At 38.2% G+C, this 26,046-nt stretch carries 25 protein-coding genes; 7 read left to right on the top strand and 18 right to left on the bottom strand.

Annotation, left to right across the window (positions count from 1 at the left end; genetic code table 11):
* Nucleotides 1–221: 221 nt before the first annotated feature.
* From DNJ75_RS12025 to DNJ75_RS12010, 4 genes are all read right to left on the bottom strand, one after another.
* Complete coding sequence (locus DNJ75_RS12025; RefSeq protein ID WP_117003702.1) at nt 222–1,157, bottom strand: ABC transporter permease; 936 nt, start codon at nt 1,155–1,157, stop codon at nt 222–224.
* Nucleotides 1,158–1,170: 13 nt separating this feature from the next.
* The gene (locus DNJ75_RS12020) at nt 1,171–2,109 is read right to left on the bottom strand and encodes an ABC transporter permease (RefSeq protein ID WP_117003701.1); all 939 of its coding nucleotides are present in this window, start codon (nt 2,107–2,109) and stop codon (nt 1,171–1,173) included.
* A gap of 115 nt (nt 2,110–2,224) precedes the next feature.
* The gene (locus DNJ75_RS12015; RefSeq protein ID WP_117003700.1) at nt 2,225–3,874 is read right to left on the bottom strand and encodes a peptide ABC transporter substrate-binding protein; all 1,650 of its coding nucleotides are present in this window, start codon (nt 3,872–3,874) and stop codon (nt 2,225–2,227) included.
* 153 nt (nt 3,875–4,027) lie between these two features.
* Nucleotides 4,028–5,326, bottom strand: a complete 1,299-nt coding sequence (locus DNJ75_RS12010; RefSeq protein WP_117003699.1) for an MFS transporter — start codon at nt 5,324–5,326, stop codon at nt 4,028–4,030.
* 126 nt (nt 5,327–5,452) lie between these two features.
* Here DNJ75_RS12010 and trmB point away from each other — a divergent pair, with 126 nt between their 5' ends.
* Both trmB and DNJ75_RS12000 read left to right on the top strand, forming a co-directional pair.
* Nucleotides 5,453–6,139: a tRNA (guanosine(46)-N7)-methyltransferase TrmB gene (gene trmB / locus DNJ75_RS12005; RefSeq protein WP_117003698.1), complete on the top strand. Its 687-nt coding sequence runs from the start codon at nt 5,453–5,455 to the stop codon at nt 6,137–6,139.
* 112 nt (nt 6,140–6,251) lie between these two features.
* Nucleotides 6,252–6,479 carry a hypothetical protein gene (locus DNJ75_RS12000; protein WP_117003697.1) on the top strand — a complete coding sequence of 76 codons (228 nt, stop codon included), beginning with the start codon at nt 6,252–6,254 and terminating at the stop codon, nt 6,477–6,479.
* Between the two features lie 21 nt (nt 6,480–6,500).
* Here DNJ75_RS12000 and DNJ75_RS11995 read toward each other — a convergent pair whose 3' ends face one another.
* Together DNJ75_RS11995 and secA are read right to left on the bottom strand one after the other, a co-directional pair.
* Entirely contained in the window at nt 6,501–6,812 is a 312-nt protein-coding gene (locus DNJ75_RS11995; protein ID WP_117003696.1) for a helix-turn-helix domain-containing protein, read from the bottom strand.
* A gap of 213 nt (nt 6,813–7,025) precedes the next feature.
* The gene (gene secA, locus DNJ75_RS11990; RefSeq protein ID WP_373282853.1) at nt 7,026–9,728 is read right to left on the bottom strand and encodes a preprotein translocase subunit SecA; all 2,703 of its coding nucleotides are present in this window, start codon (nt 9,726–9,728) and stop codon (nt 7,026–7,028) included.
* A gap of 84 nt (nt 9,729–9,812) precedes the next feature.
* Here secA and DNJ75_RS11985 point away from each other — a divergent pair, with 84 nt between their 5' ends.
* Both DNJ75_RS11985 and DNJ75_RS11980 read left to right on the top strand, forming a co-directional pair.
* Nucleotides 9,813–10,268 (top strand): hypothetical protein, encoded by a 456-nt coding sequence (locus tag DNJ75_RS11985; protein WP_150469039.1) that lies wholly within the window; start codon nt 9,813–9,815, stop codon nt 10,266–10,268.
* Entirely contained in the window at nt 10,261–10,932 is a 672-nt protein-coding gene (locus tag DNJ75_RS11980) for an HAD-IA family hydrolase (RefSeq protein WP_117003693.1), read from the top strand. Before DNJ75_RS11985 ends, DNJ75_RS11980 begins: the two co-directional genes overlap by 8 nt.
* A gap of 49 nt (nt 10,933–10,981) precedes the next feature.
* On the opposite strand, the gene DNJ75_RS11975 is transcribed toward DNJ75_RS11980, so the two are convergent.
* A complete protein-coding gene (locus DNJ75_RS11975) occupies nt 10,982–11,269 on the bottom strand; it encodes a helix-turn-helix domain-containing protein (RefSeq protein WP_117003692.1) in 288 nt (95 codons plus the stop codon).
* Between the two features lie 226 nt (nt 11,270–11,495).
* Between DNJ75_RS11975 and DNJ75_RS11970 the strand changes: the two genes are divergently transcribed.
* The gene (locus tag DNJ75_RS11970; RefSeq protein WP_117003691.1) at nt 11,496–11,942 is read left to right on the top strand and encodes a hypothetical protein; all 447 of its coding nucleotides are present in this window, start codon (nt 11,496–11,498) and stop codon (nt 11,940–11,942) included.
* A 101-nt stretch (nt 11,943–12,043) separates the two neighbouring features.
* On the opposite strand, the gene DNJ75_RS11965 is transcribed toward DNJ75_RS11970, so the two are convergent.
* The 6 genes from DNJ75_RS11965 to DNJ75_RS11940 all read right to left on the bottom strand — a co-directional run bounded on the left by DNJ75_RS11965 (nt 12,044) and on the right by DNJ75_RS11940 (nt 17,840).
* Nucleotides 12,044–13,051, bottom strand: a complete 1,008-nt coding sequence (locus DNJ75_RS11965; protein WP_117003690.1) for an FUSC family protein — start codon at nt 13,049–13,051, stop codon at nt 12,044–12,046.
* The gene (locus tag DNJ75_RS11960; RefSeq protein WP_117003689.1) at nt 13,044–14,063 is read right to left on the bottom strand and encodes a hypothetical protein; all 1,020 of its coding nucleotides are present in this window, start codon (nt 14,061–14,063) and stop codon (nt 13,044–13,046) included. The genes DNJ75_RS11965 and DNJ75_RS11960 overlap by 8 nt, the downstream gene beginning before the upstream one ends.
* A complete protein-coding gene (locus tag DNJ75_RS11955) occupies nt 14,038–14,910 on the bottom strand; it encodes an HlyD family secretion protein (protein WP_117003688.1) in 873 nt (290 codons plus the stop codon). The genes DNJ75_RS11960 and DNJ75_RS11955 overlap by 26 nt, the downstream gene beginning before the upstream one ends.
* Nucleotides 14,911–14,978: 68 nt before the next feature.
* Nucleotides 14,979–15,923: a DMT family transporter gene (locus DNJ75_RS11950; RefSeq protein WP_117003687.1), complete on the bottom strand. Its 945-nt coding sequence runs from the start codon at nt 15,921–15,923 to the stop codon at nt 14,979–14,981.
* Between the two features lie 210 nt (nt 15,924–16,133).
* A complete protein-coding gene (gene ruvB / locus DNJ75_RS11945; RefSeq protein WP_117003686.1) occupies nt 16,134–17,174 on the bottom strand; it encodes a Holliday junction branch migration DNA helicase RuvB in 1,041 nt (346 codons plus the stop codon).
* Between the two features lie 117 nt (nt 17,175–17,291).
* Complete coding sequence (locus DNJ75_RS11940; protein WP_117003685.1) at nt 17,292–17,840, bottom strand: PadR family transcriptional regulator; 549 nt, start codon at nt 17,838–17,840, stop codon at nt 17,292–17,294.
* Between the two features lie 384 nt (nt 17,841–18,224).
* Here DNJ75_RS11940 and DNJ75_RS11935 point away from each other — a divergent pair, with 384 nt between their 5' ends.
* A complete protein-coding gene (locus DNJ75_RS11935) occupies nt 18,225–19,409 on the top strand; it encodes a multidrug effflux MFS transporter (protein ID WP_117003684.1) in 1,185 nt (394 codons plus the stop codon).
* 11 nt (nt 19,410–19,420) lie between these two features.
* Here the strand turns inward: DNJ75_RS11935 and DNJ75_RS11930 are convergent, their stop codons facing one another.
* The gene (locus DNJ75_RS11930; protein WP_117003683.1) at nt 19,421–20,026 is read right to left on the bottom strand and encodes a hypothetical protein; all 606 of its coding nucleotides are present in this window, start codon (nt 20,024–20,026) and stop codon (nt 19,421–19,423) included.
* Between the two features lie 367 nt (nt 20,027–20,393).
* Here DNJ75_RS11930 and DNJ75_RS11925 point away from each other — a divergent pair, with 367 nt between their 5' ends.
* The gene (locus tag DNJ75_RS11925; protein WP_117003682.1) at nt 20,394–20,945 is read left to right on the top strand and encodes a hypothetical protein; all 552 of its coding nucleotides are present in this window, start codon (nt 20,394–20,396) and stop codon (nt 20,943–20,945) included.
* 66 nt (nt 20,946–21,011) lie between these two features.
* Here the strand turns inward: DNJ75_RS11925 and pdxT are convergent, their stop codons facing one another.
* From pdxT to DNJ75_RS11905, 4 genes are all read right to left on the bottom strand, one after another.
* Nucleotides 21,012–21,557, bottom strand: a complete 546-nt coding sequence (pdxT, locus tag DNJ75_RS11920) for a pyridoxal 5'-phosphate synthase glutaminase subunit PdxT (RefSeq protein WP_117003681.1) — start codon at nt 21,555–21,557, stop codon at nt 21,012–21,014.
* A gap of 2 nt (nt 21,558–21,559) precedes the next feature.
* A complete protein-coding gene (pdxS, locus tag DNJ75_RS11915) occupies nt 21,560–22,435 on the bottom strand; it encodes a pyridoxal 5'-phosphate synthase lyase subunit PdxS (RefSeq protein WP_117003680.1) in 876 nt (291 codons plus the stop codon).
* 331 nt (nt 22,436–22,766) lie between these two features.
* Nucleotides 22,767–24,227: an IMP dehydrogenase gene (gene guaB, locus DNJ75_RS11910; protein WP_117003679.1), complete on the bottom strand. Its 1,461-nt coding sequence runs from the start codon at nt 24,225–24,227 to the stop codon at nt 22,767–22,769.
* Nucleotides 24,228–24,459: 232 nt separating this feature from the next.
* The gene (locus DNJ75_RS11905) at nt 24,460–25,932 is read right to left on the bottom strand and encodes a phospholipase D-like domain-containing protein (RefSeq protein ID WP_117003678.1); all 1,473 of its coding nucleotides are present in this window, start codon (nt 25,930–25,932) and stop codon (nt 24,460–24,462) included.
* Between the last annotated feature and the right edge of the window lie 114 nt (nt 25,933–26,046).

Genomic DNA, 26,046 nt, shown 5'->3' with positions numbered 1-26,046 from the left:
ACATTGAGCTGTTGGTGGTCGTGTTATTGCTCTTGTCATGCTTGGTTAAAGCCTATCAACATCCATTTTTGGTAAGTATACAGGGGAACTAGCACATAATCACGCTGTCATCAATGCGTAAGTCCTACTAAAGTTAATTTTATTAACTGCACTAACCAATCCATCATTGGTTTTAAATTTTACTTCTAAGTCTTTTACTTCTAATAGTGACATATTTCCTCCTAGCGGTGCTCGCGCGGATCAAGCGCATCTCGTAAACCATTACCGACGAAATTAAAGCATAGTAAGGTGACCGTTAAGAAGATCGACGGAATCACCAATACCCACCAATAATTAAAGGCAATCACTTGCACGCCATCACTAATCAATCCACCCCAATCAGTCATTGGTGGCTGAACACCCAGACCTAAAAAGCTTAAGAATGCTGCCGTCATAATAACAACCGGTACAGTTAGCGTAATATAAACAGCGATGATACCAATAAGATTTCTGACAATATGACGTGTGATAATTACTCTTTCACTGACACCACAAACATAAGCAGCTTCAATAAACTCTTTGCTTTTTAGACCTAAAGTCTGCCCACGCACGACTCGCGCCATATCCAGCCAACTGACCGCACCAATAGCGATAAAAACCAATACAAAATTTCGACCAAATAATGTCACCAATAAAATGGCAAAAAACATAAAAGGTAAGCCATAAAGCACATCGACAATACGCATGAGAATGTTATCGATTTTGCCACCAAAAAACCCAGCAGTAGCACCAACTAGTGTGCCAATAATCACACTGACCAGTGTCGCTACCAAACCAATTTCAAGGGTCACGCGCCCACCAATCATCACTCGTGTGAAGACATCGCGTCCTAAACTATCCGTGCCAAACCAGTGAGTTGCACTAGGTGCTTGATAGACTTCGAGTAGATTTTGATACGCATAGGTATATGGTGAAAACCATGGTAACACCACAACTGCTAAGACAATCAGCAGCAATATTACTAAACTGATCATCGCAATTTTATTTTTCTTAAAACGCATCCAAGCGTCATAATATAAGCTTCGTCCTTTAAAGGCTTGCTCATGTGAGGTGTTTGCAACTTCTTCTAGAAAATTTGCGTTCTTCTTTTTTTGTTCAATTGTAAAACTCTTTGCCATTTTTCAGCTCTCTCTAATAACGAATTTTTGGATCTAAAAAGGCATAAACAATATCAACGATCAAGTTAAATAAGATCACTAATAAACTATAGATAATCGTTAATGCTAAGACTAAATTGTAATCGCGGTTTGTTGCCCCTTGTACCACTTGCACGCCAATACCAGGAATGGTAAATACGGTTTCAACGACCACTGATCCTGTTAAAATACCAGCAACTGCCGGACCTAAGAATGATACCACAGGCATTAATGATGGCTTTAAAGCATGTTTCCATACAATACGCGGCATCGAAAGCCCTTTGGCTTTTGCCGTACGAATAAATGGCGAGCTTAAGATCTCAATCAAGCTACTTCTTGTGATTTGCGTGATAATCGCAATATAAGGGATTGCTAAGACAATAACCGGTAAAACCAAGTCATTCCAACTCCCCCAGCCACCTGCTGGGAATATACCTAAAATTACCGCAAAAATAAGTACCGCTAAGGGGGCTGTCACCACAATTGGTGTTGAAATAAAAAGCATCGCAATCACACCAATAATACGATCGACAAAGCCGAGTTTTGTATTACGCGTTAAAGCAGAGAATATGCCAAAGATAATGCCAAAAATACTTGCCAAAATAATACTAAATATCCCCAACTGCACCGACACCCAGAAACCACCTTGCCCGCCATCAGGGAAAACTAACTGATTAATCGATTGTCCTTGGTATTTATAGGAGTAACCCAAATTACCATGCAGCAAATCATTGATATAGTAGAAAAACTGCTTCCACAAAGGCAAATCTAAATGATATTGGTGATGCAATTGCTTCAAGACTTCAGGTGGCAAAGCACGCTCTGTTGCAAATGGATCACCTGGCGTCATATGCACCATCAAAAAACTAATAAGCACCACCACAAATAACGTGGGGATGGCGCCACCTAAACGTCGAATAATATAACCAAACATTATCTCTCCCTTGTTGTTTTAACGCATCTTTCAAACAAATAAACGCGCATTTCCTATTCGGCTATCGTATGTATTTTAAATAATAAATACAATAGCATCATAGTCTTTTATAGGTTTATGCCTGATATTTAAATGACAACCATTTGTCATAAAAATGATCTAAATGGTTGTTTTGAATCTCATAACCTACGACATAAGGTTTCACAAGGTGAACCACCGGCTGCACAATAAGCGGTGTGCTTGGGTAATCATTTTGCATAAGATCTAATGCTTTTGTATAGTACGGGATAGCTGAATCTGCTGTTAATTGCTTTTGTCCTTGTGTAATCAACTTGTCATATTCAGCATTGCAGTATCCGGCGTTATTTTGTGGGTTGGTGCACATCCACATGTTGGCAAAATTATCTATGGTATCAAAATCAGCTACCCAACCATCGCGGGCAACACCTTCATAGCTATGCGATTGGCGCAGCTTCAAAAATACTTTGAATTCAGAATTTGCCAAATTAACTTTAACCCCTAGGTTTTGTGCCCACATTTGACTAATCGCTTCCATTAATTTCTTTAGACGTCCGTCGGTATTATAGTCCAATGAGACAACCAGTGGGTTATCTGCTGAATACCCTGCCTTTTTGTATAATTCTTTTGCCAAATCAATGCGCTTTTCTTGTGACCAATCATGCCATGCATAGATAACATTTTTATAACGTCCGCCATCAATATCTGCCGGAAATAAACTATAGGCTGGCACGCTACCATCATTTACCACATTTTTGGCTAACGCCACACGATCAATGGCTAAAGACAGAGCTTCGCGTAAATCTTTATTATCCTTAAAAGGAGGCTTTGTCATATTGAAATCTAAATAGTCCAACGTAAGCCACGGTGTACTTTGTAGCTCGGTACCATAGCGCTTTTTAAGCACATCCAAACTTACTGTTGGCACATATTGCACATAATCAACCTGACCTGATGCATAGGCATTTAATGCAGAACTTCGATCAACAATAGGTAGAAACTTCACATTTTGAATTTTAACGTGCTCGGCATCCCAGTAATAAGGGTTTTTAGTCACAAGCACATAACCGTTAGGCACCCATTCTTTTAACTCATAGGGACCATTACTTATAAGCTTACCTGCTTGGAAAAATCCTTTACCATATTGCTCAACACCCGCTTTATAAACCGGATAAGTCACAGGATCTGCCATAATACTTAGGAAATAATAGACAGGATAATCAAGTGTTATTTCAATTTCATGCGCGTTAATTACTTTAACGCCTAAGCTAGATACTGGCTTTTTGCCATCCATGATTGCTTGGGCATTTTGAATTGGTGCAAGCTTATACGCCATCTCTGATGCAGTTTGTGGATTAACCGCGCGCTTTAATGCATAAGCAAAGTCTTCTGCCGTAACTGGTTTGCCATTCGACCATTTGGCATTATCCCGCAAATAAAAGGTATAAGTTAAACCATCTTTTGATACTTTATAAGACTTAGCGACACCGGGCACTGGTTCATTCTTTTGATTCTCAGACATCAAGCCCTCGCCAATGTCATACATGATATTTGTTGAGTAAACATCTTGGGCATGCGCTGGATCTAACGAATCAGGCTCAGCTGCATTTGCACGCACGAAAGTATCTTTACCTTTGGGTGCAACCTGATCTAATGATTTATTTGACGTTTGTGAGTTACTACCACCACAGCCTGCAATAAAAAGCGCTGACAATAATAATGAGGGTATTAATTTACTCTGTTTCATATTTCCTCCCCAGGAATAAGATTAGCTATCAACGAAATTAAGTTATAACTTTTAAACGAAAATGTCACGCAAAATATATAAGATTTTGTAAAATTATTACCCAAGCCTTCAACAAGATCAAAACACAGTCTGCTATTTGTCTAAACACCCATTTTAGTGATTATCATTATCATAAATAACTTGATGGTTTTTAATAAAAATAATCAAAAGCACAAGCAGGCATAGACTAGCAAACCCCATCGACCAAGCCGTATTAATTGTCATAAAGACACCGCCTAACACACCTGATACACCCCAGCCAAAGCCTTTGGCAAGCGTGTATAAAAAGCCTGAAATAAACCCCTGATAGCGGATCTCAACCGCATTGCTAAATCCAACAACTAATAATGAAAAAACCACCATATCGCCAAATGCCATAAAAAAACTTACAACATAGACCAGCAACTGATGATCCGTTGGATATAATGCTAATAACATTGCCCCTAAAGTACCAACTAGCATTGCTAAAATCGCAGTAATAAATAACGTCTGATAACTTAAAAAACGCTGCAAAATCGGTAACAGAATCAAAGCGGATATCATCAAAGACAAACCAATAAAACTAACCAATATTCCAATTTGGGCAACGTTAAAGCCAAGCTTGAGTTTAGCAATTGGTTGAATAAACTGAAAATACATGCCCCAAGCTAACTGATCTAACAATAAAAGCACGATCAAAATAGCTATTTTTCTCTGCTTTACTAATCGCCATAGCGTCTGCATAAGGGGTATATTTTTCCGTACTTTTTGCTGCTGATAATAGCGCTCTGGTTTATAACAACACCAAATAATAAATATCAAAATAATGGAGATCGCTGTAATAACATAATACGGCGATATAAAACTATTACTTTGTGCCATAATCACACTACCGACAAATGGACCGATAACAAAAGCAAGTCCCGTAAAAAATTGTAGTAGCCCCACCCATAATAGTTTGCGTTTATCGTTATGTGCCGCACTTGAAATACTGGCAATCACCACTGGAAACATACCGTAAAGAAGATGACCAAGCACATAGCCAACAATAAACAGGATAATCATATGTAAATAAGCTGAAAATAGTGCGCCAATCCCAGTAACTGTCACTGCTAGCATCGATATCACCGCAACTTTTTTGCGACCAATATAATCCGAGACAAGACCCCACAACACATTGGCAATAATCCCTGCTATTTGCCCAGTTAGTAAAAATAGACCATAGTAGATGCCTGCTTGCTGTTGCGAGCCAATGCTTAACCAAAAAGGTGATTTTTCATCAAAAAATAGCTGCACATAACTAGGATTAATCAGCGCAAATAACACTTCTGTTGAGAATATTAACAAATAAGCTTGTAAGAAAAAACGATATGATATGCTTTGAGATGATTGAGATACCTGTCGCATCGGATCAAGTTCCTTGGTCTTTGTCATAAAGAGGTGCTATTTAACCCTGCCCCATTACTATAGTCAACACAAGATCTAAACTTTAAGCTTGTGCTTTTTAGGTTAGCGCTTTACCATAGCACTTTTTAGACTGACCATTTTCATCAAGACAAAATGAGCGATAACAACACACCTCCTATGCGCACCATCAAAAGCTTTGTTAAGCGTGCCGGCAGAACAACCGTGCGTCAACAACGTGCATTAGATAATTATGTCGACCTTTATCAAATTCCTTACACAGTTGAGGAAACCAATTTTGATATATACTACAAAACGCCTCAAGCGCTCGTTGTTGAAATTGGTTTTGGGATGGGAAATAGCTTAGTCACCATGGCAAAAGAAGCGCCTCAAACAAACTTCTTAGGCATCGAAGTCCACGAACCAGGTATTGGTAATATATTAGATCATATCCACGAGAACGCATTAGGCAACCTACGCGTAATGCAACATGATGCCGTTGAAGTTTTTAAACACATGATCAAAGATAATACATTACAAGGTGTGCAAATATTTTTCCCTGACCCATGGCATAAAAAGCGTCATCACAAACGCCGTTTGGTTAATCCTGAGTTCATTGAACTTATTCTACAAAAGCTTGAACCTGCGGGCTTTATTCATTTTGCCACGGATTGGCAGAATTATGCTGACGAAGTGCTCGAATTATTTACCGAAAATAGTCAGCTTTATAATCCACACAATGGTTTTGCACCACGCCCAGCGCATCGACCATTGACCAAGTTTGAAGCACGCGGTCAGCGGCTAGATCACGGCGTGTGGGATATTATCGTTTATAAACACTAAAATACCAACCGTAAAATGACTCACAAGCGGCATATTCTGCTGTAAAACCTAGTATTCATTACCTTTTTTGCATATAGTTTGATCTATTGAAAAAATAAAGCTTATTGAAACTATGAAAAAATTACACCCTTTACAGCTGATATTCTTAATTGCCGTTGCAGTACTGCTATTGCCACTTTTTCTTTTCTTAGGCGTATGCTTTGTTATTTATGGCTTAATTGTTAAAAAACGCATTAAGGATATGCTTAACAAGGCAAACCAAAATACAAATGAAGAGTTAAATAACAATACTCATAGTTATAGAAACACAAGCAACGGGCGTGTTATTGATCATGAATAAGTAAATGAGTAAGTAAAAGAATTATTTTAGTGGTGATTCATCTTCCGCTTCAAGCATATTGTATTGCTCAAGCTTTTTACGAAAAGTACCACGGTTAAGTCCAAGAATGCGCGCAGAACGACTTTGATTACCGCCTGTGAAGTCCATCGTTGCTTCAATCATTGGGCACTCTGTTTCTTCCATAATTAATTCATATACATCGTCAGGATTTAAGCCTTCTTGTGAGACCATCTTATAGTAATGCTGTACGCGTTTACGCACAACCTCACGTAGTGGAAATGTCTCAGCAGATTGTTCATCCGGTTTCAATTTATAATGCATTGTTGCAGCCATAATCGTTTCCCCCTATATTGAAACTTTGTTCATTAGCTGTTGGTTAATATCCAACAAGAGATTAATTGATTTAACATCTAATAACAATAGCGTCACAGCCAAAAAATATCATTTTGCCGCGAAAAAAATGCTTTAACTATAAGAGGGATTAAAAAGCACACATATTGCAGGTTGCTTTTAACAAAATATAACAAGAAATAAAGAAAAATCAGATCAATCTAACACGCCATGGCATTGTTTATATTTTTTGCCTGAGCCACAAGGACATGGATCATTACGTTTCACTTTAGGCACATCACGCACAAACGGTTGATGTGCTTTTTGTGCATTCTCTTCATCAGTTATCGATGAAGAGCCACCTGCTAAAACATCCTCATGCTGGGCTTCAATATTTTTAATTGAGTTTTTCCACTCTTCTTCCATACGCTGCGCTTCTTCTGGCGCTTGGATTCTGATCTTAGCAAGATTAGAAATCACTTCATATTTGAAGTTATCAAGCATACTGGAGAAAAGTTCAAAAGACTCTTTTTTGTATTCATTCTTAGGATCTTTTTGCGCATAACCTCTTAGATTAATACTATTACGCAAATGATCCATCGCATTTAAGTGCTCACGCCAATGCGTATCTAAGGCTTGCATTAGACTGATTTTTTCAAATTGGCGAATAGACTGCGCTTCAAGGTTTTCTGTCTTTTGTTGATATTCTTCAACAATGGCTTTAATTACCAGCTCTTTTAATGTTTCATCATGCAAATGATCATCTTCAGCAACCAATTTACGTAAGCTTAGCGAAATAGAAAAGTCACCTAGTAATGCTTTTTCCAAGCCTTCTAAATCCCACTGTTCCTCCATTGAACCGGCTGGCACATGATCATGGAATAGTTTTTCAGCAACGTCATAGCGCATATTAGCAATGATGTCAGAAACATCATCTTTGCCTAGTAACTCTTCACGTTGCTTATAAATAACCAAACGCTGCTCATTAGCAACATTATCATATTCCAATAAGTTCTTACGAATATCAAAGTGGTATTGCTCAACTTTAGATTGCGCTTTAGCAATAAAGCGCGTCATCATTCCAAATTGGATAGACTCACCACCAGAAAGCGCTTTTTTCATGCGATTAGCTAAGCTTTCAGAGGCGAAAATACGCAATAGATTATCATCCATCGACAAATAGAAACGACTCTCACCTGGATCACCTTGGCGTCCGGCACGACCACGCAACTGATTATCAACGCGGCGTGAATCATGACGCTCCGAGCCTAGAATACACAAACCACCAGCTTCAATAACTTGTTTATTGCGTGCTTTCCATGCAGTTTTGATTTCATTAATTTGTGCTTCAGTTGGCTCTTCGATCTCAGCAATTTCCGCTTCCCAGTTACCACCTAAGATAATATCCGTACCACGACCTGCCATGTTGGTTGCAATTGTGACATTTCCAGGGTAACCCGCTTGTGCGATAATCGCTGCTTCTCTGGCATGCTGTTTAGCATTTAATACATCATGCTGAATCTTTTTCTTACGTAAAAGTGTCGATAAGATTTCAGAGGTTTCAATCGATGCCGTACCGACAAGTATCGGCTGCCCTTTTTCAACACGCTCTTTGATATCATCAACAATCGCCATAAATTTATCTTTTTGATCACCAAAAATGCGATCATGATGATCTTGACGTTGCGGCGGACGATTTGTTGGAATAACCACCACTTCTAAACCATAAATTTCATGAAATTCAAAAGCTTCTGTATCTGCCGTTCCTGTCATTCCTGACATTTTATTATAAAGTTTGAAGAAATTCTGGAATGTAATTGATGCAAGCGTTTGGTTTTCACCTTGAATTTTAACGCCTTCTTTGGCTTCAATCGCTTGATGCAAACCATCTGACCAACGGCGCCCTTCCATCGCACGCCCCGTGTTTTCATCAATAATAATCACTTCTTGATCACGAATAATATAATCAACGTTTTTTTGATACAAACTATAAGCACGCAAACAAGCATTTAAATAATGCATTTTAGTTACATGCTGTGGTGAGTAGAGATTATCTCCCTCATTTAATACGCTTTCTTTAATCAAAGCTGCTTCAATCTTAGTATGACCCTGATCGGTTAAATAAGCTTGTTTTGATTTTTCATCTAAGTAATAATCACCATCGGTTGCTTCTCCATTTTCCTGTTTAACCAAGGTTGGTACCAATCGATTAAACAACAAATACATATCCGAGCTATCTTCTGAGGCACCTGAAATAATCAATGGCGTTCGCGCTTCATCGATCAAGATCGAGTCAACCTCATCGATTACCACGAAGTTACGACTGCGTTGAACCTGCTCTTCTTTGCTAAACGCCATATTATCGCGCAGATAATCAAAACCAAATTCATTATTCGTACCATAGGTGATATCACAAGCATAGGCAGCACGACGTTGATCAGGTGATAAATTGGCAATAATCACACCCGTCGTAAGCCCTAAGAAGCCATAAATTTGTCCCATTAATTCCGCATCGCGCGAGGCTAGATAATCATTGACCGTGATGACATGCACGCCTTTGCCAGTTAATGCATTTAAATATACAGGCAAGGTTGCAACCAACGTTTTACCTTCACCGGTTCGCATCTCAGCAATTTTACCTGAATGCAACACCATTCCACCGATAAGCTGCACATCATAATGACGCATACCTTTAACGCGTTTTGCCGCTTCTCTTACAACGGCAAAGGCCTCTGGCAACAATTGCTCAAGACTATCGCCTTTGGCTAATCTTTCTTTAAATTCAAGGGTTTTAGCCTTAAGCTCAGCCTCAGATAGTTTCTCAATTTCTGGCTCTAAGGCATTGATTTTATTAACTGTCTTTTGCATCTTTTTAATCAAGCGGTCATTTCGACTGCCAAATAATTTTTTAATAATCATTGATATCCTAGATAAGGCTTTTCCACATAACTGGTTTTGGATTATACTGCAACTTATACCATAACAAAAGCCAAGTGCGTCAAAATGATCCGTAAGTATAGTGCGTCTGTCACTGAGCTTTTAAACAGCAGAAAAAACAAAAAAGGTTCGCTGTTGCATACCATTAAACAACAGCATGAACTGATTAAAACGACCGAACAAAAGTTGCTTTATTTTGACATTCCCTATTTCAACCATACTAAAGTATGTTTTTACAATGGCAAAAAGTTGGTATTAAAAACGGAAATCCCTGAATTGATCGCTAAATTTCGTGAACTTAAAAAAGATCTTATTGCACTATTAAATACCAATGAGTACTTTAAAGACTTAAGCACTTTAGAATTAGTCCTTGTATTTGAACCAAAACAAAAGGCAAGTTCATCTGAAGCACACATGCCTAATAGCGCACAAACTGCATTTAAAAACTTGGCAAAAACGCTAGAAGATGGTCAAATCAAACACGCGATAAATAACCTTCTTAAAAAGCATCACCATGAATAAAACCCACTATAGCACCCTTTTTTTTGATCTTGATGGCACACTCATTAATAGTGTCAGCGACATCACCTATGCACTTAATAAAATGCGCGCGCATTTTGCACTAGATCCCATTTCTGACCAAACAACAGCAAGCATTATTGGTAAAGGCTTTCCAACGACAGCCCAAAAAATATTATTACTTGATTTGGCAGCTGACAAAGTCGCCGCTTATGCCAATGATGCCTTGAAACTCACCTTAGATCATTATGAACAAGCGATGGGACAACATACACACATCTACCCTGGCGTTATTGACGCATTAACTCATTTTAAAGAGCTTAAGATTAAAATGGCAGTCGTAACAAACAAGGAAGAAGCGCATGCCATTAAAACACTAGAGCATTTAGGTTTAGATCAATACTTTGATTGCGTTGTTGGTGGTGATACAACAGCATATTACAAACCCAACCCTGCTCCCTTGGAATATGCGGCTAAACTACTAAATGCTGATATCACAACAAGCCTTATGATTGGTGATTCCGCCAATGATGCTTATTGTGCTAAAGCCTATAATATGCCCTATATTCTTATAAGTCACGGCTATGCCAATGGGGTGGATTTATACAGTTTAAATGCTCTTGCAGTGATTGAGCACTTTGATGAATTAAAAGATTACATCATCTGAAACAAAAAAGGCTGCACATAGCAGTCTTTAGATATTGGGATTATTGAGATTACAACATACCGTAATGCGCTAATTTCTTACGGAAAGTACCACGATTAATACCTAGAATTTTTGCAGCACGGCTTTGATTACCACCAGTATACTCCATCGTTGCTTCAATCAAAGGCAACTCAACTTCAGCCATCACCAACTCATAAACATTTTGCGGCTTAGTACCTTGTGAAACCATATTTTTATAGTATGTTGCAATCACTTCTTTGATATGATCACGCAATGGTAAATCTTGCTGATGAGCATCTTGTTTATGCGCATCGCCATAGTGCATAGTTGCAGGCATAATATTTTCCTCTTTATCTTGATTTTTTTATATTTTTATTACTTGTTTATTAAACAGGAACTCCCCACCAAATCATGTTTTGAGCACTGTTTTTATTGATCTTGTCAATCAACTGTGTATTATAAGGACAGCCTAATTTAAAAGCAAGCATAATACTTGCTCAATAACTTGGTTAAAACATCAAAATAGTAATTAATAACCCTAAAATAACGAAAGAACACTATTCATGACAGATACACCATTTAGAAAAACCCTCTCATTGAAACGCAAAAAACCAACTGAGACAACATCTAAACAACAATCAGACAACGCAAGCAATACCAACAATCACCCTAATATCAATAACGCCCATGGACGAAACAACAATGCATCACAGCACAACCATCGTCCCAATAAACCAAAGCGTCACTTTCAAGAACAGGAAGTAAGCTTTAGCACGCAGAAGCAACATCAAAACAGTTCACCCGATCATGTTGCCCTTCTTGCTAAAAATGATCCATTGCTACAAGATTTACAAAAAAAGCGCGATGGTTTACTTGAGCAAATTAAAGTGCTTGAGCAGCGACTAGTGTTTATCTCCAGCGAGCCACTGCAGGCAGCTTGTAATGAACTAAAAAAAGAAGATACTGCGATTTTGTGCCAAATCAACGATTACCTGATCAGCAAGCAATAATACTAATTCATCTATAAATAAACTACCATCAGCGAGCACCTCTCCCCTTGCGCGAGAGATCATTCAGTTTGAATCTGGGCGGGTGAGGGGGACATTAAAACTCAACTTCTTTTTGATTCATCACTTTGTTTAAACTGAATCAATGCACTTTGCGCTTGATATGCCAGATGATCAAAAGATCGCAGATTCTGTATAATTTCCTTTTCAACATCCGTGGTGAAACACTTATTCTGACATACTTGATCTAAAGAAAATTGGCGCGACACATCATAATCTAGCAACTGATTCAAATCATCACAGATCGTCTCAAAAATCGTCTTATTTTGATCAATGAACAACTCCATTTCTTTTTGATTATACTCGGCTAGATAATGCAAGCTAATTAAATTCACACGCATCTTAAAAACAGGCTCAAGGCAAGCATCCATTAACTGTTGTTGCTTTGGTCTTAACTTTGTTTTATTAAGATCCGCTGCTTGCTTTAAGCTAAGGAGACTATTATTAAAATTCGTGGCATATTCAACGGATATATTCCTAAATTTCTGCTCAGAAAATGATTGATACATCAATGCAAAATGCTTGGCATACGCTTCTAAGATATCTTCTAAGTCCTTTAAAATAGCATGCGCGATCATCTTTCTTGGTCTAAAAAAAACTTCTGCAACAAAGCAAATCGCACAAGCGGCAAAGGTATCCACTAATCGCGCTAGCATAAACGTTGCTGGCGACATCCCTTTGGTATACATCACGGAATAAAGCAGCATAACCGCAATCGTCACAAACATGGCAGAATAGGTATAATTGATCATTGAAAAATAAAGTACAAAAAGCACCAGCAATGGTAAAAAGACAATCCAAGTGACATGTGCCATGATTATTTCAACCAAAATAAAGCCGAATAAAAGCCCAATAATCGTACCAATTAAGCGCATCTTGATACGGTTATTAACAAGCCCAGGCTCAAAAGGCATATAAATAATCATCAAAGTCATTGCGATCCAATAGCCTCGCTCAATATCAAAAATCAACCATACAGCAACAGCAACGGTAAGCATAACACTGATTCTCACCGCACGATAAATGCTTAGACGATCCATGATACTAAGCATATTTCTTCCTTAACGCTTTGACTTTTATATAAAGCGTATTCAACAATTGTAAGCGCGCATCTGCACGCTCAATTGCTTTCTTTAATTGCACATTTTCTTCAAGTAACTGCAAACGAAACGCTCGATTTTCAAGCGCTGTTGCTTTGATTGCTAGATCATCTTGATCCAATAAATTATCAATTTTAAGACATGCCTCATAAAATGGTAATTTCACTGCATGATTATTAATAATGTAAACGTAAATCATCACAATTTGATAAACCACATCCACATATTCATCAATTATCTGATTAAATTCAGTAGTAAAGTGCTTATGGTGATTTTTCTTTTGTTGACGCAAATAATATAAATGACGATACATACAATATAGATTATCACGATAGCCTTTTTCATCTGTGCTACTTAACATGCGTCTTAATGCATAGATATATTCAGTCATTGCAATCAACACCTTTGCTTCATAACGTCGCGGTTGAATCACTGCAACGGCTACAGAGAACAAAGCACAAATTACCATTGCCACGCTATAATTAATAAACATCTGAATACTATTGGCTGGCGCTATCATTGTAGGATCATCAACCAAATGAATAAAAATCGGTAAAAAAAGTACTCCCAGTCCAAGATATAAGCGCAAATTCATATCTTTAAGTGTCAGCAAATAATAGCTCAAAGAAAATACGAGTACCAAAAATATAGTCCAACCCTTTGAGCCCACAACAGCAAAAACACCCGCGAAACAAAGCCAGAGTCCAAGACTAATCCACAATGAGGCTTTTACTTGCCCCCAACGCGACTGTCCAAGCGGAAAAGCACTCATGAAAATTAGTAATATCGAAATTAATAAGAAAATAAGAAAGTCTGGCCATTGGAAAATCATATAACAGATCAGCAACACGCAGAATGCCACTAAGGTAACAATAACATGATAAGCAATATCTAAATAAGGGTCTTGTGGTAATGTATAGCTATCGCGATATTTACCTTTATTTTGTCGGTTCAATCGTAACATACGCACTTGCCCCGACATGCAATGGAAACTTTGGATCTGGATGATCTATTTTAATCATCACCGGAAAACGCTGTGGCAAGAGTAACCATTGATTCTCTTGAGGCACGGATTGCAAAAGATCAGCTGAGTCGACAGCTCTTCTGCCCACTGCCCAATTTGTATCAGCAACTGTTCCTTGATAGACTTTATCGCCCATATACATCCGTAAACGGATAGTAGCCTTATCCCCTTTTTTAACATCAGCCAAATCGGTTTCTTTAAAATTAGCCTGCACCCACCACTGATTGGTGTCAATAAATGAAAATAAGCTCTGATAGGCCTGCACCAGAGTCCCTTTAGCCAAAAATAAATTGCTAACAATCCCATTTTCAACGGCATAAACTTTCGTTGCTGCCAATTGAGATTTTGCATTATCAACTGCTAATTGTGCTTGCTGCACTTTAATTTCTGCAGCGTTAACCTTTGTTTTTAATAACTGAAGTTCACTAGCGTTTTGTTGCAACAAATCTTTTTGTGCGTAGTTTGCTAATAACTCCTTTGCTGCCAGATAAGCAACTTGTAAAGCCTGCAAGTTCAAATTGACCTCTTGTAGTTTCATCTCATAAGGCTTGGGATTTAAAGAAAATAATAACGTCCCCTTAGTTACCATTTGATTATTATTGACATAAACTTCTTCTACTTTACCTGAGACTTCCGCTGCAACTGATTGAATATTCGCAACAACATAAGCGTTATCTGTTGAGGTTGAACGTGTTGCCCAAAAATAACCGACATAAGCAATAGCCAGTAAAACAATAATACTAACAACTACTTTGCTGCGTTTGAGTAAATTAAATAATGCTGACATTTCTTACGCTAAACTCCTTTTATATAGACAAACCAAGTGTAGAACATTAGCACTTTTTAGCAACTTCTTTAACAAGCAACCTGAGTATATTTCCTATTCCCTTTTGAGGCAAAGTAAATCCCTATAATTAACACCACACTCCACAAAATAAACGACTCCTGCACATGCGTGATATTAAATAATACGCTAAAAATGCCTGCCCAAAATATAAAGCTGGCATTGAATGTCGTCCCAAGACTCGCTCCTATGCGTTTGATCGCATGATAGTATGCAAGATATGAAGTTGAGGCAGATAACACACAACCAACAATTAACAACGGTAAAAATAGCTGATTCACTACTGCCCACGTTTGCTGATAATCAACAATAAGCAATATCGCAAGAATCAATAAGTAGCTTAGCGCTGAAGCACTTTGGCGCACTGCTAAAAGCCATGAGACATCTTGTGTTGATGACTTTTGCGCGATTGAGAACAAAATGGATTCAGCTCCCCAACCTAGCATTGCACAACTGGCAAAAATCAAGCCGATTAAAACATGTGGTGCACCTGATCTCACTCCGGCAATCGAGATAAACATCACCGCAATCACTGATAAGATAATACCAACAACCTTTATCTTTGTTGGCTTTTCTCGCAATAAAGTCATTGCTAATAACAGTGCAATAACTGGATAGCATGATGTGACAACACCGGCGTAAACGGGTCCCGCGTAAGCAATACCCATAATACCTGCAACCATTCCTAAGGGACCCGCACAAACTGCGGCAATGATCAATGGCCAAAAGCTCTTATGTCTAGTTTTAATCATATTTGTCTTAAAACTACCACGCATCGCGTGATAACCATAAATCCCCGCACAAGAAAAACTATCCTGCATCAAGGATAAAATCAGTGCAAATACTAATACCGCAAAAGTTACTGTACTAAACAAGGCTTGCTCGGAGTAAACGTTCGTCAATACATCGTTTAAGCCCCATAACATACCTGAAATAATTCCAATAATAATACCCAAAATTTCCCCTCGTATACTTGCTTTATTTACAATAACTCATATTGGCTATAACCATCTTCCTGCCCACGTTGACTGAGCGTAAGTCGAAGCCTCTATGAAGAGTGATCCTCCCAAACCCACCCACTGCGACTAATGCTCAGTGCATCGCTTCGACTTATGCTGAAGGGACGGTGGGCACTTGTGGATAAATATTTAGTCTTAGCCCTAATATTAATCATCTAACGATAACTGCTGCAAATCATTTAATTTCTCGGGCATGACTACATCAAAATGTCGATAAGCATGGTGAGTGGCCACGCGCCCTCGTGCTGTGCGCATAATATAGCCCTGTTGTATCAAATAAGGTTCAATCATATCCTCTATCGTGCCACGCTCCTCCGAAATCGATGCGGCAATGGTATCTAAGCCAACAGGACCTCCGGAGAATTTATCAATCAACGCCAATAAATAACGTCTATCCATGTGGTCAAAGCCAACCGGATCAACATTAATCAATGATAAGGCTTTATCAGCAACCTTGTGATCAACAACACCCTTGGCTTTCACATCAGCATAATCGCGCACACGTCTTAATAGGCGATTAGCAATACGAGGCGTGCCGCGCGCGCGTTTTGCAATTTCCTTGGCGCCTGATGCTTCAATTGTCACATTTAATAGCTTAGCTGAGCGCATTACAATATCTGCCAAATCACTAACTGAATAAAATTCTAAACGCTGCACAATGCCAAAACGATCTCGAAGTGGCGAGGTCAAAAGCCCTGCCCTTGTCGTTGCTCCGACTAAAGTAAAGGGGGGCAAATCAATTTTAATTGATCTTGCCGCAGGTCCTTCACCAATCATAATATCCAACTGGTAATCCTCCATCGCCGGATAAAGAACCTCTTCAACCACGGGGCTCAAGCGATGAATTTCATCAATAAATAACACATCATTGGCTTCAAGATTAGTTAATAATGCAGCCAAATCACCCGCTTTTTCTAACACAGGACCTGAAGTTTGTTTTAGTGAGACATTCATCTCATTGGCAATAATGTGTGAAAGTGTGGTTTTTCCCAAGCCAGGAGGACCGAAAATAAGCACATGATCTAAAGCTTCAGCACGCTTTTTCGCGGCTTCAATAAAGATCTCCATCTGCTCTTTGACCACTGGCTGACCATGATAATCTTTGAGCATTTTAGGGCGAATAGCACGATCAATCTGCTGATCTTCTTTTTGTTTATTACCAGAGATAATACGGTCTGTCTCTATCATAGAATGCAAGTCATCAAGGCTTTTTATAACTAAAGTAAAAGCCTATCATGTTTTAACTTTAAAAACGATTAAAACGATATGATTTTTAGTGCCTTCCTATGAGATGTGTTATTTAATTTACATCGCCTGTAACGCTTGAACCGTCTCTTTTGCCCACTCAAGCTCGGCTTTTAAACGCTTTTCATTATAGCGATATACTAATAACAGATAATCTTGATCCTCTCTACCGTTATGATCAATACTAATATGACTAACAACTTCAGCAAGCTTAATCTGTAGCATTTGCAAATGGGTAATATAGTTATTCACATGTTGTAAAACATCTACTTTATCCATCGCAAAACCACTGCTTAGCTTTAACAATAATTCATTACGTTCTTTAGCACCATAACTAATTGGCTGCATTAACCATTGCATTAAGTGCGCACGACCTGATTCTGTAATTGCATAAATGCGCTTTTGACGTTTGCCACTGGATTCATCTAAGCGTGATTCTACAAATCCTTGATCCTCTAACTGCTTAAGCATCGGATAAATTTGCGCATTACTTTCTGACCAATAAAAATGGGCAATCTTTTCAAAAAGCGCTTTGACACCATAACCGGATAACTCTTTTTTGTTAAGTAAACTCAAAAGTGCATAACAGGAATTATTTTCTCTTGCCATATTTTTCCTCTGTTCTTTTTATTATATAAACATTATCTGAGCGTAAATCGAAGCCTTTATAACTGACGTTATAAGTAAATACCCAAACAATAATCCCTTGGTAATAATGGATATTCGGGTCAAGCCCGAATATGACTACTCACTGTCATTCTCGGACTTGATCCGAGAATCCAAAAAGACACCTGATAATATTTGCATAGGCACTTATAAGCTTCACACACATTCTCGCATTTCCAAGAACATCCTTAGAATTTGCTCAAGTGATGGTCATCATTTCTTTGTAAACACTCAATCATAGTCAAAAATTTTTATTGCATTTTACGTACATCAAGAGTATAGTCAACAGGTATTTAATACCTATATAAAAAACCTAATGAGGATAGAATGAAAAATAAGATGATGTTTTTGGTTCTCAGTGTTTGCATTATCACTCCTTTTGCAAATGATATATTTATTGCTTCCTTCCCTGAAATGGGACAGACGTTTAATACATCTCATATCGGCTTAGTGATGACCGTTTTTATGATTGGTCTTGCTACTGCTCAACTTTTTTACGGTCCACTACTTGATCGCTTTGGCAGAAAACCTGTTTTAGTCACTGGGCTTGTTATTTATACTTTAGCCAGCTTAATGATTGTTTTCTCAACAAGCTTTCACATGTTGCTTATTGGACGCTTTTTTCAAGCGATAGGCACATGCAGCAGCATTGTTGCAGCGATGGCAATTGCTCGTGATGTCTATAAAAAAGAAGATCTAGTTAAGGCAATGGCAATGATTATGGCGATTATTGGTATTTGTCCGGCGATTGCTCCACTTCTTGGTAGCGTGTTGCAAGAGCTATTTGGCTGGCATGGTGCTTTTATGTTTTTACTGTTACTTGGCGTATTTTATCTATTGGTTATTAGTTTTCTATTTAAGGAAAGTATCCAACAAAAAAACATGCATGCGACAAAACCTAAACAGCTTTATGATAATTATCTGTCATTACTTAAAATCAAAAGCTTTCAAGGTTATATCTTAACAAGCGCTTGCTCATATGGTGTTTTATTCTCATATGCTGCGGCAAGTAGCATGCTGATTATCGGGGTATTTCACTTTTCAGTACTTGCCTTTGGGATCATTTTTGCTGTTAACTCACTGGCAATTGTCATTATGTCTATTTTGGCACCGAAACTAAATAAACGCTTTAGCATCAGCCAATTGGTACTTACTGGTGCAATACTACTGGTGATAGGTGCAGCGTTAACCATCCTATTAAATGTCATCTTCACAAGTAATATCTATACCTTAGTATTGCCTATGTGGATCACAACCCTAGGCTACGCCATGATTCGCCCAACAGCAAGTGCAGGAGCTATATCAAGTGCACCGCATCATATCACAGGATCGGCAGCGGCATTGTTTAACTTCATGTCTTTCTTAGGTGGCGCTATTGCAACTTTCTTATTGACACAATTTACAATGACGAGCATTCATTTCGCGACATTTGTATTAGTGATTGGGTTACTTGCTATTATTTGTGCACGCCATGCGCACAAAGGGCATTCATTTGAGCTTGTTACTGCTTAAAGTTAAAAACGTTAAAAACGGATAAAAAACTTCGCGGTAAATACCACGCCAATATAAGATAATTCTGCACCAAAGTTTTTATAAGCATAATCAATATAAAGCTCAGGGATCGGCAACACAGGTAAATATTTTGCAATATCTGACATCCTTTGATCATAGCCTGACATAATTCCTAAACGATAACCGACATTTATCTGATTATTTTGTGATAATTGATTAGTATAGAGATTACGTTGCACCCCAACCACAAAAGCTCGGTCACTGAATGAATTAAGCAAAGTACCAACAAAGATACTGTTATAAACTCCACCAATCAAATTATTCGACCAACGGTCATGCGCTCGACTTTCAGGATTAAAATGCCAAGTAAACATCCCTAAGTAAACAGCATTATCCGGCTGTGTACCTTTTAAGAATGTCCAAAAGCTCTCGTCCTTGCCTGATTTATCTGAGGAATCCTGCCCTTCATCATCTGAGCTATTTGCTTTTTGCGCTGACTCAGGACCAATTGCCGCATTCGCTGATGATGCTGCTTTTGCAGAGCTCTCATTATTATTTGCAGCAAAACTCATACTTGCCAAAGCCAATAAGACCCACCCTAATAAATAGTTTCTCACTCTAAACCTCATTTCTAGCACACTAATCATTACATTCATCAAAAATTATGATCAAAATCATAAAAATTAAGCGCGCATAATCGCAAAATCTTGCCTTCTAGTCAATGAACAAAAATAGGCAATAATCAAAGTAATACACCTAGAACTATGACACAAAATATCCCCTTGAATAAGTTGAAGCATGTTTTTCTATGTTAGCTTAATAAATTTAGCTGCACGCGTTGAAAGAAATGTTATAATCCCCAGCCGATAGTGTTGGATATACATTACTTACCCCTATAAAAACAATTAAGGTGAGAAGGTATCGAACATAAACAACTACAAGCATTATCATTTCTGGGTATAACAAAATTAAGGATAGTAATATATGGGAAAATGTCCTGTCTGTAATCGCAAAGCAAAGCGAAATTGCTTATTAGAAGATATTACCTCTATATGCAGCGCCTGTTGCGGTAGCATTAGAAAAGAAAACACATGTTCAAAATGTTCTTATTACCAACCCCCTCGTAGAAACTACAAACAGATTACTGCGTACTCTCCTAATGAAATGGAGGCCTCTTTATATCTACAAAATATATCTGAGGTGATTGAATCAGCTATTTGTGATTATGACTATGAAGCCTCATGGAGCCTTAAAGATCCGACTGCTATTCGCATTATTGAATTACTCTTAGATCAATATCATTTTCAAGACACTCAGCCAAAAGAAGAAAATGAGACCATACTATTAGGGTTTAAACAAGTTGCTAAACAAATGCAAAAAAATCTGAAAAAAATTCCTAATGAAGAGATAATTAAGACGCTAGGCGCTATTTATTTTGTTGCTGTAAGGCGAACCAGAGGTAATAGAGAATATCTAAATATCATCAAGCAATATGTTGGACTTAATACTGAGATAGGAAGAATGAGAGTTATTTAAGCGTTCCCTTCACTAGAGACAACTATCGCCACTTATATCAACAAATGATTGGCAAAACCAATCTTTCTAATGCCGTATTAAATCGATAAAATATTTATGAATTGGCGAGCTTTGACATAGCTCAGGATGAAAAGTTGCTGCTAGTATTTTATTTTTTCTAATTAAAACTGGCTTATCTAAATGATAAGACATGATATCGATTTCTTTATCATTAACCGCATTAATAATCGGTGCTCGAATAAAAAAAGCTTCGACCTCTTCCTCTGTTGTGTCAAATTTAACACTTAGAGGAAAAATACCACTTTCTAATTGTCGCCCATAACCATTACGGATGACATCGATATCCAATACACCCATTTTTTGTAATAGAATCACACCAGCACACGTTGCCAAAACTGGAATCTCTTGCATACGCTTAATCAATGGTTGCCAAAGTTGATGTTTCTGCAGCAAATACGTCATTGTTGTGCTCTCACCACCTGGCAAAATCAGTGCATCAACCTTAGCTAAAGCGGCTTCTGTTTTGACTAAAATACAGTTAACACCCAGTGATTCAATTTTTTTCTGGTGTGCATCATACGCACCTTGTAAGGCAAGTACCCCAATGTTCATTATTAGCCTCTAACTGAAAACATCTCGTGTGGCAACAAATGATCACAGTTAATTCCAGTCATTGGTGCACCTAGATCTTCTGAGACTTTAGCAATCACATCTGGATCATTGAAATGTGTGACCGCGCTAACAATTGCTTCGGCACGTTTTTTAGGGTTATTCGATTTGAAAATACCCGAGCCAACAAAGACAGTTTCAGCACCTAATTGCATCATCATTGCCGCGTCAGCAGGTGTTGCAATACCACCGGCTGAAAAATTAGGTACAGGCAATTTGCCATGCTCATGTACATATTTTACTAATTCATAAGGTGCAGCTAGTTTTTTAGCAATTGCCATTAACTCACCACTATCCGCCATTTGTACTTCTTTGATCTGACGATTTAATGCACGCATTTGTTTTACCGCCTGAATCACATCACCCGTTCCTGCTTCACCCTTAGTACGGATCAAAGCAGCACCCTCACCAATTCGACGCAATGCCTCACCTAAATTACTGCAACCACAGACAAAAGGCACTTTAAAAGCATGCTTATCAATATGGTTCTCATCATCTGCAGGTGTTAATACTTCACTTTCATCAATAAAGTCAATCCCTAACGACTCTAAAATCTGTGCTTCAACAAAGTGACCAATACGCACTTTTGCCATGACCGGAATACTCACGGCTGCCATAATCTCTTTGATTAACTTTGGATCTGACATGCGTGCCACGCCACCGTCTTTACGAATATCAGCAGGAACGCGTTCAAGCGCCATCACCGCAACAGCACCCGCCTCTTCAGCGATTTTTGCCTGCTCTGCAGTTACAACGTCCATAATCACGCCACCTTTAAGCATCTCAGCCAAGCCAACGTTAATCTTCAATCTATCGTTCATGAGCCAATACTCCACTTTTATTTTGAGTTTAAAATAAGGTTTATAAATACTGTATCGCGGTAAATTATTTAACGATACACAAAATACCCGCATACAATAGAGCAATTTTAATGCTGATACAATCGCTTAGATTCCAAATCTGCTTTTTTTGTTATTTTTCGCCCTTTTTTTTGATATCAACCAAGTAGTTACATAACAAAATTAGCCTGATCGCACCCTGAGCAAAGTCGAAAGGAAATACAGAAATGATAATTGGCTTCGACTAACGCTCAGCCAACGTTTACATCATAAAATAAGGGTAGAAATAGTAGAAATAATTGCCTTTATTTAGTTATTTCAATTGATAGTTTGGTGGCTCTTTGGTGATCATCACATTATGCACATGGCTTTCGTTAAAGCCTGCACCTGTTATTTTAACAAAGGTTGGCTTGGTATTCATCTCAAGAATTGTAGCACAACCGGTATACCCCATGCCGGCACGCAAGCCACCGATTAATTGATGAATTACCGCAGCTAATGTGCCCTTATATGGAACGCGACCTTCAATGCCTTCAGGTACGAGCTTCTTCGCATCAACACTATCTTGGAAATAACGATCCGATGAACCTTTTGCCATAGCACCCAATGAGCCCATACCTCGATATGATTTATATGAACGCCCTTGGAATAACTCAACTTCACCAGGGGACTCTTCGGTTCCTGCAAACAAACCACCGACCATAATAACAGAGGCACCCGCAGCAATTGCTTTACAAATATCACCGGAGTAGCGAATACCACCATCGGCAATCACAGGCACGCCCAATGGTGCCATCACCGTAACGACATTTGAAATTGCCGTTAATTGTGGCACACCAACACCAGCAACAACTCGAGTTGTACAGATTGATCCAGGACCAATACCTACTTTGACACCATCAGCACCTGCTTCAACTAAAGCTTTCGCCGCTTCCGCTGTGGCAATATTGCCACCGATAATTTGTACTTTTGGAAAATGTGTTTTCACCCATTTCACACGATCAAGTACTCCTTGTGAATGACCATGTGCGGTATCAACAACAATAACATCAACACCAGCTTCAACCAATGCTTTGACACGCGCTTCAGTGTCTCCTGCCGTACCAACAGCCGCACCGACCACCAATCGCCCTAACTCATCCTTACAGGCATTGGGTTTATCAATCGATTTCTGAATGTCTTTTACGGTAATTAAACCAACAAGTTCATAGCTGTCATTGACAACCAATACTTTCTCAATACGATGCTGATGTAGTAAGCGTTGAATCTCATCTTCTTGCGCGCCTTCTTTAACTGTTACCAAACGCTCTTTTGGTGTCATAATGCTTGAAATCGGTTGTGTTAAGTCTTTGGCAAAACGAATATCACGTGACGTTACCAAACCAACGAGTGCTTTACCCTTAACAACCGGGACACCTGAGAAATGATACTGTTCAGTAATTGTTAACAACTCACGTATCGTTGTTTCAGGTGAAGCAGTAATCGGATCAATAACCATACCATTTTCAAACTTCTTAACCTTGCGTACTTCAGCTGCTTGTGCTTTGATAGGCATATTCTTATGAATAATACCCACGCCACCCTCTTGCGCCATGGCAATCGCTAAGCGCGATTCGGTTACAGTATCCATTGCAGCCGATACTAGTGGCATCTTTAGTTTTATTTTACGCGTAAGATGCGTTTCTAATGAAACCTGATGCGGCAATACATTGGAATAACCAGGCGACAACAGCACATCATCAAAAGTGATGGCTTCTTCAGTAATACGTAACATAAATGACCTCGTAATTAAGTTTGGATAAATTTAGACTCGTCTTAATTACAGCGGCATTTTAGCAATATTTATGATCCTTTACTAGCATTGACATTTAATTTCTTATCGAATTTTCTGATCAGTCAAACGTGGTAAAACAAAACACAAATAAAATCATTAATCTATCAAGGAATACAACTTGGTAATTACGAAAAAATCAAAAAATTTCACTCAGCACAAGCTCACCGGGAAGTCACAGTTCATTCTGCGTTGCTTTAGCCTCTTGGCCCTTCTTGAAATAAAACTCAAAAGTATTGGAATTCCCCCAGCCCAATACTTGAGATGTATTCATTTTAAAAGCCTCCTTTAACTGTTGAAGATTTTTAGACATTAAGAGTTGGCTTAATTTATTAAGTATCTTGCTTCTTGGGATTATGATGGACTTTGCCAAAATTTTTTCTTTTTGCAAATCAGTAATATCGAATTCATCATTAAAAAAATTTTTTCCTAACCGATTGCTCAATCTTTCAAGGTTATCTGGCTTACTAATATAACTTTTAATCGCCGCCAATTTGTCATCCCTAAACTGATCAGTGGTATCTGGCTCATTATCAAGATTGGTTTTATCTAGATCAGACTTAAGATTTTTTTGTCGGTCTGCTTTACAACAAATATCAAGTGCCCTCTGTTTAAAATCGATAAAGTCTGACTGTTTAATAAAATCAAGAGAATCATGTGTTTTATTGAAATAGTCAGCTATTTCTTTTATTGATTTTTTTATGTCGCTAGGAAAGCGTAAAGCCACCTTGTGTGTCTTTCCAGATTTTCTATACTCATCATATAAATTAATCAAGTCTGCTTTAAGGTTGTTTTCAATATCATTGTATAAAAATGATTTATCCTTTATATCAGTTAGAAGTTGATCAGTGTATTGCTCAGCGTGCTGCTTAGATTTAAATATCACATCACATTCTTCAGAGTTATATGTAGATTGTTTGTCCATATTGGAACTTCCCATCAAAACATAGTCTCCAGAACGCATAAACTTTAGATGGATATCCTCCCCTGATAGTCGTTCTTTTGATCCAAAATTTTTATCACCATCCATCGTGTAAAATATTTTAAGCTTATCAGGAATCTTTCCTTTTAGTCTTTCAGTAACCTTTTTAATTGTTTTTTCATTACTCCCACCCATAGTAGGTAAATCTTCACCAAAATGATTTCTATACTTAGGTATGTATATACTCACTTCATTACCCTGCTCAACTGTTCGAGCAATTGCTTCGATAATGTCTGAGTCATTTAAATTTGGCGTCATGATTGTCTTGGCTTCATTGGGCCGAGATAACAAATGTAGCATAGCCTGTTTTGCTGGAGCAGTTTTTGTAGATGTCCGATTAAACATTCCTAGCGCATTTTTACTAATTAGTAACGCTTCTACTTCCCCATTTTTATTTTCCTTGCCATGTTTAAACTTTAGTGAGTCAAACGTTGTTTTAAAATCCTTATTCAAGGAATACAAATGTGGTATAAGTGTTTTTTCAAAGTTTCCTTCAATTGTAGCCGCAATTTCTAGCTGTCCCTTCCTCTTTTCTTTATTAGAGACCTTCCAGTTATTAGACTTTTTGGGATCTGCAGAGGTTAATATAAGCTTTTCTCTATCAACTAATAAGAGTTTTGAATGTTTTGAATCAAAGTCAAAAGCATCACATGCGGTAAGTGTCAAGCTAGTTGTCGCCTAACTTTTTCCACTAAGCACTAATCTTGCTTAGATTATCATCATTATTTATCCGGTTAAGATGAACTAAAGCCTCATGTTGCCAGTTGCGCGTGTTGCCAG

Origin of the sequence: Cysteiniphilum litorale, assembly GCF_003428165.1 — a bacterium.
In the GTDB taxonomy this organism is placed as follows: domain Bacteria; phylum Pseudomonadota; class Gammaproteobacteria; order Francisellales; family Francisellaceae; genus Caedibacter; species Caedibacter litoralis.
The sequence above is the reverse complement of the archived record's forward strand: the minus strand, read 5'-3'. Positions and strand labels throughout refer to the sequence as shown.

Excerpts from the sequence above, each read along its gene's own strand:
- secA (WP_373282853.1), bottom strand. The coding sequence starts at position 9,728 with ATGATTATTAAAAAATTATTTGGCAGTCGAAATGACCGCTTGATTAAA.
- DNJ75_RS12015 (WP_117003700.1), bottom strand. The coding sequence starts at position 3,874 with ATGAAACAGAGTAAATTAATACCCTCATTATTATTGTCAGCGCTTTTT.
- ruvB (WP_117003686.1), bottom strand. The coding sequence starts at position 17,174 with ATGATAGAGACAGACCGTATTATCTCTGGTAATAAACAAAAAGAAGAT.
- DNJ75_RS12025 (WP_117003702.1), bottom strand. The coding sequence starts at position 1,157 with ATGGCAAAGAGTTTTACAATTGAACAAAAAAAGAAGAACGCAAATTTT.
- DNJ75_RS11960 (WP_117003689.1), bottom strand. The coding sequence starts at position 14,063 with ATGTTACGATTGAACCGACAAAATAAAGGTAAATATCGCGATAGCTAT.
- DNJ75_RS11925 (WP_117003682.1), top strand. The coding sequence starts at position 20,394 with ATGGGAAAATGTCCTGTCTGTAATCGCAAAGCAAAGCGAAATTGCTTA.
- DNJ75_RS11955 (WP_117003688.1), bottom strand. The coding sequence starts at position 14,910 with ATGTCAGCATTATTTAATTTACTCAAACGCAGCAAAGTAGTTGTTAGT.
- DNJ75_RS12010 (WP_117003699.1), bottom strand. The coding sequence starts at position 5,326 with ATGACAAAGACCAAGGAACTTGATCCGATGCGACAGGTATCTCAATCA.
- DNJ75_RS12000 (WP_117003697.1), top strand. The coding sequence starts at position 6,252 with ATGAAAAAATTACACCCTTTACAGCTGATATTCTTAATTGCCGTTGCA.
- pdxS (WP_117003680.1), bottom strand. The coding sequence starts at position 22,435 with ATGAACGATAGATTGAAGATTAACGTTGGCTTGGCTGAGATGCTTAAA.
- DNJ75_RS11935 (WP_117003684.1), top strand. The coding sequence starts at position 18,225 with ATGAAAAATAAGATGATGTTTTTGGTTCTCAGTGTTTGCATTATCACT.
- DNJ75_RS11975 (WP_117003692.1), bottom strand. The coding sequence starts at position 11,269 with ATGCCTGCAACTATGCACTATGGCGATGCGCATAAACAAGATGCTCAT.
- DNJ75_RS12020 (WP_117003701.1), bottom strand. The coding sequence starts at position 2,109 with ATGTTTGGTTATATTATTCGACGTTTAGGTGGCGCCATCCCCACGTTA.
- pdxT (WP_117003681.1), bottom strand. The coding sequence starts at position 21,557 with ATGAACATTGGGGTACTTGCCTTACAAGGTGCGTATGATGCACACCAG.
- DNJ75_RS11970 (WP_117003691.1), top strand. The coding sequence starts at position 11,496 with ATGACAGATACACCATTTAGAAAAACCCTCTCATTGAAACGCAAAAAA.
- DNJ75_RS11985 (WP_150469039.1), top strand. The coding sequence starts at position 9,813 with ATGATCCGTAAGTATAGTGCGTCTGTCACTGAGCTTTTAAACAGCAGA.
- DNJ75_RS11940 (WP_117003685.1), bottom strand. The coding sequence starts at position 17,840 with ATGGCAAGAGAAAATAATTCCTGTTATGCACTTTTGAGTTTACTTAAC.
- DNJ75_RS11995 (WP_117003696.1), bottom strand. The coding sequence starts at position 6,812 with ATGGCTGCAACAATGCATTATAAATTGAAACCGGATGAACAATCTGCT.
- DNJ75_RS11965 (WP_117003690.1), bottom strand. The coding sequence starts at position 13,051 with ATGCTTAGTATCATGGATCGTCTAAGCATTTATCGTGCGGTGAGAATC.
- guaB (WP_117003679.1), bottom strand. The coding sequence starts at position 24,227 with ATGTTACGTATTACTGAAGAAGCCATCACTTTTGATGATGTGCTGTTG.
- DNJ75_RS11980 (WP_117003693.1), top strand. The coding sequence starts at position 10,261 with ATGAATAAAACCCACTATAGCACCCTTTTTTTTGATCTTGATGGCACA.
- trmB (WP_117003698.1), top strand. The coding sequence starts at position 5,453 with ATGAGCGATAACAACACACCTCCTATGCGCACCATCAAAAGCTTTGTT.